The following is a 6,739-nucleotide window of genomic DNA, read 5'->3' as shown; positions in this document are numbered from 1 at the left end:
TCTTTAATAGTTTGCAAAACAGTAGCTTATGTGTAGTTGTTTAATTTAAATTAATAATTTGTATTGAATTTAAAACTTTGAGTTGCCTTCATCAAATTCTTGATCATATTCATCATATTAATTTGCTGTTTGATGTAATCTAATAATATAAACTCAATAGATCTCTTTACATTTAAATTGAATTTAAAACGATAAAACATAAATTATCAAGTAAAAATCAACCAACAACCAAATTTGTAAAACTTTTAAATCAGGGAGACCTTATCTATTCACTTTAAACCTTAAAAATTTATAAACCATGAAAAAGATTTTATTCATCTTTTTAGTAGTACTATGTACTGGGGTAGTTTCATTTGCCCAAGTTAATCATTCCAACGTGAACCAAGTTGGGAATGACAATTTATCCACAGTAGAGCAAGTGGGTGTTCTAAATATTAATGACATTTACCAAAATGGGGAAGGTAACATTGCTGAAGTTAAGCAGTATGGGTTTCTAAATATGTCATTTTTAGATCAGTATGGTGAAGGAAATGAGTATTATGCTGCTCAGTCCATGACTAATTTCTCAAAAGCTTTACAGGTTGGAAATTACAACCTTGCAGAGGTGAACCAATTAGGATTTAATGCATCTTATATTTCTCAACTTTGGGGAAGTTACAATAAGGCAGATGTAGATCAATTCGGATTTTTCAACATGTCTGTTATCAGTCAATTTTTAAGTTATCATGAGACTGCTGATGTATTCCAGTTTGGATCTTTAAATTCGGCTAATGTAATGCAAACAGGTGGCCAATATGATAAGGCAGCCATAAGTCAATGGGGTGTTTTGAATAATGCGAATATTTATCAAACATTTACAACTAGAAATTCAGCACTTGTGTCTCAACGGGGATTTGCCAACAATGGTCTTGTTAATCAATTTATGGGACGTAGCAATAATGCTGAAATTTCTCAGGTTGGATCTAATAATTACGCATATGTTGATCAGTTTTTTGGAGCAGGAAATAGTTCAGTTGTTATACAAAAAGGTAAAAATAACCTTGCATGGACAAAACAAGTAGGTGGGATTTTAAATAAAATTGATGTGAATCAGGACGGCAAGTCCAATGAGGCATATGCTTTTCAGAATGGAGGAGTTTTTAATAAGTCTGCTGTTATGCAACAAGGAAAAAAGAATGTTGCAGTAACTGAGCAAGATGGTGGTGCTTTTAACTCTGCAGCCATTAATCAAAGAGGACGTGGAAATGAAGCTGCTGTTACACAGATTGACGGAGCTTTTAATAAAGGTCTGATTTCTCAGAAAGGAAGAAGAAATAATGCTGAAATACTTCAGGATGGAGGTTTGTTTAATACCGCTGTAGTAACACAAAGAGGTAGAATGAATGAAGCTTCTGTATATCAATTGGACGGTTGGTTAAATGCCGCTGAAGTTGAGCAGTATGGAAAAGGAAATGATGCGGTAATTACTCAGATTGACGGTTCATTTAATAATGCATATATTGGACAGGATGGTAAATTCAATGAGGCTGAAATTCTTCAGGTAGAAAACTCAGGAAGTTATGCAGGTGTTGCCCAAATAGGTAACCAAAACTATGCATATATTGAACAATTTGCAACAGGTAATACTTTTGCTGGTATTATTCAGGTTGGGAATGGTAACGCAGCAGGAATTGGCCAATATGAAGTGGATAACAGTTATGCTTTAATTCAGCAGTATGGTGATGACAACGAAGCTGTTTCTATTCAGGCGTATGGTGAAAATAATGTAGCTTTTACAACTCAGGTTGGTGCTGAAAATGTATCTTATACAGAACAAGTGGGAAGTAACAATTTCGTAAATGTTTACCAGAATGGTAATGGTCACTCTTCATTTGTTTCTCAATATGGGAATGGAAATTCAGCCACTGTTAGTCAATATAATGGTTTCTAATTAGTCGTCAGAATATTTATTGATTATAGTATTTAAGGCCGTCAAAATTGGATTTTTATTCGATTTTGACGGTTTTTTAATATCATGCATTTAAGACTCCTTAAACTTTTGTTTAAGTTTTCTTATTCTTTTTTAGAATGAATAAAGATTAGCATAAAAGAGACTTGGTTTAATCACTAAATCAATGACGTTTGTGTAAAAACATAAGTGGTTGGAAAGGCTTTTGCTTAATTTAGATAAAAAGATCGAAGGATGCTATAAGTGCATAATTAGATCAGTCAGAGCTCTTAAACCTTTAAAATTGATTTTTAAAATTAATTCACTTTAAACCTTTAAAAAATTCAACCATGAAAAAATTTTTATTTTTATTTGTAGCTGTTGTTTTTGCAGTATCTTCTGCATTTGCACAGGTAAACAATTCGAACGTCAACCAAACAGGTTGGCTGAACACTGCTGGCGTAACTCAGGTTGGCTGGTTTAATAGCAGTGATGTGGATCAGCTTGGACTATGGAATGGTGCAACTGTTGATCAAACAGGGCTTGCTAATTACTCAAGCATCGATCAGTTTCTTGTTGGAAACAGTGCTGATGTAACTCAGGATGGTGCTTTTAATGGTTCATACGTTGATCAGGTAGGTTTTTTTAATTCTGCTGTTGTTGATCAAATGGGACTTGGTAACATGTCAGGAATTATGCAAATGGGAATGTTGAATTCTGCTGCTGTAAGTCAGTACGGTCTTTTCAATATGTCTAATGTTTTGCAGTATGGATTTTTAAATTCGGCAGGTGTAACTCAATTGGGATTAGCAAACTATTCTTCTGTTTTGCAAGGGAATCATGCAAATACTGCAAGTGTGCTTCAGTGGGGTGCATTTAATAACAGTGATGTATATCAAATGGGTGCTCACAGTAGTGCTATGGTAAGTCAATTTGGTATGTATAATTCTGCATCTATTTCTCAAATGTACACTTATATGGCAACTGCCGAAATTTTACAGGTAGGTAGAGCAAATAGAGCAAGTACAATGCAAAGAGGCGGAGCTTTCAATTCTGCCTACATTAATCAGTGGGGATATCGTAATTTAGCTTCTACTCTACAATTAGGTGGTCGTTTCAATAATGCCGCTATCACTCAGTTGAGAGCATTTAATCGTGCTAACACTACACAATTAGGTGGTTATTCCAATAATGCTATGATTCATCAGAATGGTTATTTTAACCAGGCTTCAACTTTCCAAAGAGGTGGAGTTGACAATGAGGCTTCTATAGATCAAAACGGTTGGGCTAATGGCGCAAGAACTGTTCAAATTGGCGGCGATCATAATGACGCTAAAACAACTCAAATGGGTGCGCGTAACTGGGCATTTGTTGAGCAGATTGGTGAGTCTAAAGGTAAAGTAAATGTATTGCAGGATGGTTACAGAAACTTTGCTGATGTAACTCAGAAGTTTGGTAGTAAAGACAAAGCTACAGTGAAGCAATTTGGTGATCATCAAACAGCTTATGTTTCTCAATTGTGGGGTACTATGAATAAAGCAAAAGTTGTTCAGAAAGATCATGGTAATACTGCGATCGTTGACCAAATTGGTGGAACAATGAATAGTGCTGATGTATTTCAAAAAGGTGAGCATAACTTCGCATTTGTTGGACAATTTGGTGGATCTGGTTCTGACGCAGCTGTTGAACAAAGAGGTGATAATAACCGCGGATGGGTTTTCCAGGTTGATCAGGAAGAAAGTTTAGCAGATATCCTTCAGGAAGGTGATGGTAACGTTGCAGTAATCGGTCAAATTGACGGAGCTAGAAATAGTGCAACAATCATTCAAACTGGTGATGATAACACAGGTTTAACCTATCAGTTTGGTGACGATAATACTTCATTCCTTGAGCAGGTTGGTAATAGTCATTTTGGTTTAGTTATTCAGGATGGTAATGATAACTTCGCTGTAACTCAGCAAGGAAATGCAGGAACTATCTTTGTAACTCCATAATTACAAAATATATAATAGAAAAAAATTCCCGCTTCGGCGGGATTTTTTTCCTCTAATAGTTTTCACAAACCTTTCTATGTCTGTAATTATTCGAAAATATTTATGGTTTGCTCTGTTCGTATTTTGCTTCGTTAATCTTGTAGGACAAAATTATAATGTTGAAGATCAGATTCTAAACCAATTAAATTACGGTGCTGTTGATGCTATAAATGCTGAAACCAAAGTTTTGGCAATCCAATCAGGAAATGAGAACGAATTGATACTTCATCAATTTAGTCAGAAACAGTTGGTCATTATTCAGCAAGTAGGAATGGAGAACTTGATTAAGGCAATACAAAAAGGAGAATCTAGTCTCTTGGAAATATTACAATCAGGTGATAGAAACCTTGTTGAATCCTTACTTCAAGGGAAAAACATTTCCACTAGCATTCATCAATATGGTGATAACAATTCATTGCAACAAGAAGTTATTGGGAATAATAAGAGCTTTGAAATTACTCAGGCTGGTAATGACAACCAATTAGAGATTGATTCAGGATTGGCAAATAGCGGAATGATCGTAAATCAGGTTGGAACTGGTATGAATGTAATAATAAAAAGTGGTTTGTGAATACAGAGCAGGTTTAATTTGATGGGATGTCCTTCTACGGGCATCCCTTTTTTTTAAGATAATTTAGGGAATAGGTACTTTTTTTTGAAGTTATTATAGTAATTTAACGGACTCCGTATTGGTTCGTTGCTAAATATTAAATAAATTTAGATTTACAATATCAAAGCTAATTAGGAATGTATGCAAGACTCACTGTTTCGGTTGTTATGTGCTTTGTTTTAAATACTGTAGGGGGTATGGGACAATTGCCAGTTAAAGCCTTGATTGTAATGGAAAGAGAGGTTCATAGCTGCTTGTTAAAGGCAAATGTTCAAAATGTTGGGCATAATTCTTTAACATTAAAATATATTTTTGAGGTGACAAAAAAAGGGCATGCAGGAGACACCAAAACCATCCAGAAAGGAATCTTTACCATTTTAGACAAGAGCATTTCTTCTCTTTCTGAATCAAGAATAAATCTTAGCAAAGCTGATAAGTTAACAGCTAAATTATTAATTTATCAGGATAATCTGATTGTTGCTCAAGATTCGGTTGTTTTACAAGGAGATAATTATTAATTTAAAAAAAATAAAATTGACAATATATATGCGACAATTCTACCTACTCTTCAGGCATTTTATTTTGCTATGTCTGCCTTTAATTATTTTTTCTTGTAATGAAAGTACTGTTGATCCGGAATTATTTGGTTCGATAAGTGGTACTGTTAAAACTTCTGAAGAAGCAGGGAGTTTGCCAATGGAAGGAGTTACTATTACAACTAATCCTGGAACTACATCAGTGACAACTAACTCAGATGGATCTTTCAGTCTGAGTGAGGTTAATGTTGGTGATGTAACTGTCAATGCTAAAAAAGAAGGTTATACTGCCGTAAGTACACCCGTTAAGGTTCAGGAAGGAAAAGAATTGGTTATGCAGGTGGTTATGGGAATTGCTCCTCTTGATTCAACGATTCCTGATGATATAACATATGTTTCACCATTAGATATACAGAAGGATGCAACTAGACTTCCAAATAAAGTAAATCTAGTTTGGAGGAATGGGGAAACGGAAAAGGGGGATACGTTACGTTTTGATGTTATTATTTTTGAAGGTGCAAGTGATGAGAATGGTACAAAAGTTGCTTCAAATATCTTGGATACAACTTTTACTGTTCAAAATCTTAAATTTGAACAAACTTATGAATGGCAAATTGTCGCTAGAAATAAACAGTTGGATGAAGTTGAAGGGAAGAAATGGCGATTTACAACAGAAAACTTCCCTAAGAATGGGTATTTATTTGTGAAAGATACTCTAGGATCCAGAGATATTTACTCGTGGGATTTAGCAGAAAATCATTTGGTTCGATTAACCAAAGATGGGGGAAGTGAAGTTTCACCTAGAATTTCACCAAATGAAGAATTAATCGCATATGCCTCGAATAAATCCGGTGAATACCATATTTATACAATGGATACTAAAGGTGAGAATGTTGTAAAGGTGACTAACGACAAGTCTTTAGTAAGCTATAATAATAGTGGAAGTGGTTTTGTTTGGTCTCCGGAGGGGGATCAAATTCTTTATGGTCATTACGGCGATCTTTATACTATAAATTATAATGGAACCGGGGAAACTAAAATTGCCAATGCTCCTGTGAATCGTCATTTTAAATCATGTGATTGGAGTGCTCATTTCAATAATGTGTCACAAGAAAAAATTGCTGTACTTACGCAAGGAGAGAAGCCCTACGATAATGAAATTTATTTAATGGATCCTGATGGATCGAATTTATTTTTATTGTTGGGAAATCTGGAAGGAACTATTTCCAGTCCTCACTTTTCGCCTGATGGAACAAAGGTGATTTTTTCTTTGGATTCACTATTTCAGGACGATAATGGCAGACAGCTAAATGCGAAAATTTATTCTGTAAATATTGATGGAACAAATTGGACAGATCTTTCTGGTGATGATAAACCAGCAGGAACCAATGATCTGCAGGCCAGGTATACCGAAACAGGGGGTAAAATCATTTTTATGAATGTGGCCAATGATAATGAAGGCGAAAAGAATATTTGGATTATGGATACGGATGGAAGTAACCGGGAAAAGATCATCTCTAATGGAGAGATGCCTGATTTGTACAATCCTTAGGTTGTTAAAATTTAAATAGAGTTTGATTTTTAAAGCATACCGACATAAAAAAAGCTTTCCAATTTTGGAAAGCTTTTATAT

The 6,739-nt window shown here is 34.8% G+C and carries 5 protein-coding genes; all 5 read left to right on the top strand.

Features of this window, described 5'->3' with window-relative positions:
* Positions 1 to 298 precede the first annotated feature (298 nt).
* The 5 genes from BZG01_RS01335 (at position 299) to BZG01_RS01315 (ending at position 6,658) form a co-directional block, all read left to right on the top strand.
* Entirely contained in the window at positions 299 to 1,930 is a 1,632-nt protein-coding gene (locus BZG01_RS01335; protein ID WP_101308022.1) for a hypothetical protein, read from the top strand.
* Positions 1,931 to 2,277: 347 nt separating this feature from the next.
* Positions 2,278 to 3,921 carry a hypothetical protein gene (locus tag BZG01_RS01330; protein ID WP_101308021.1) on the top strand — a complete coding sequence of 548 codons (1,644 nt, stop codon included), beginning with the start codon at positions 2,278 to 2,280 and terminating at the stop codon, positions 3,919 to 3,921.
* Between the two features lie 76 nt (positions 3,922 to 3,997).
* Complete coding sequence (locus BZG01_RS01325) at positions 3,998 to 4,531, top strand: hypothetical protein (protein ID WP_101308020.1); 534 nt, start codon at positions 3,998 to 4,000, stop codon at positions 4,529 to 4,531.
* Positions 4,532 to 4,707: 176 nt separating this feature from the next.
* The gene (locus BZG01_RS01320) at positions 4,708 to 5,088 is read left to right on the top strand and encodes a hypothetical protein (RefSeq protein WP_101308019.1); all 381 of its coding nucleotides are present in this window, start codon (positions 4,708 to 4,710) and stop codon (positions 5,086 to 5,088) included.
* 28 nt (positions 5,089 to 5,116) lie between these two features.
* Entirely contained in the window at positions 5,117 to 6,658 is a 1,542-nt protein-coding gene (locus tag BZG01_RS01315; protein WP_143470802.1) for a carboxypeptidase regulatory-like domain-containing protein, read from the top strand.
* Positions 6,659 to 6,739: the final 81 nt, after the last annotated feature.

This window comes from Labilibaculum manganireducens, from assembly GCF_002843385.1.
GTDB classification, from domain to species: domain Bacteria; phylum Bacteroidota; class Bacteroidia; order Bacteroidales; family Marinifilaceae; genus Labilibaculum; species Labilibaculum manganireducens.
Note: the sequence above shows the minus strand (reverse complement) of the source record. Positions and strands in the feature narration are given on the sequence as shown.

Bases quoted from the DNA above. Each gene is read 5' to 3' on its own strand.
- BZG01_RS01335 (WP_101308022.1), top strand. From the start codon at position 299: ATGAAAAAGATTTTATTCATCTTTTTAGTAGTACTATGTACTGGGGTA.
- BZG01_RS01330 (WP_101308021.1), top strand. From the start codon at position 2,278: ATGAAAAAATTTTTATTTTTATTTGTAGCTGTTGTTTTTGCAGTATCT.
- BZG01_RS01325 (WP_101308020.1), top strand. From the start codon at position 3,998: ATGTCTGTAATTATTCGAAAATATTTATGGTTTGCTCTGTTCGTATTT.
- BZG01_RS01320 (WP_101308019.1), top strand. From the start codon at position 4,708: ATGTATGCAAGACTCACTGTTTCGGTTGTTATGTGCTTTGTTTTAAAT.
- BZG01_RS01315 (WP_143470802.1), top strand. From the start codon at position 5,117: ATGCGACAATTCTACCTACTCTTCAGGCATTTTATTTTGCTATGTCTG.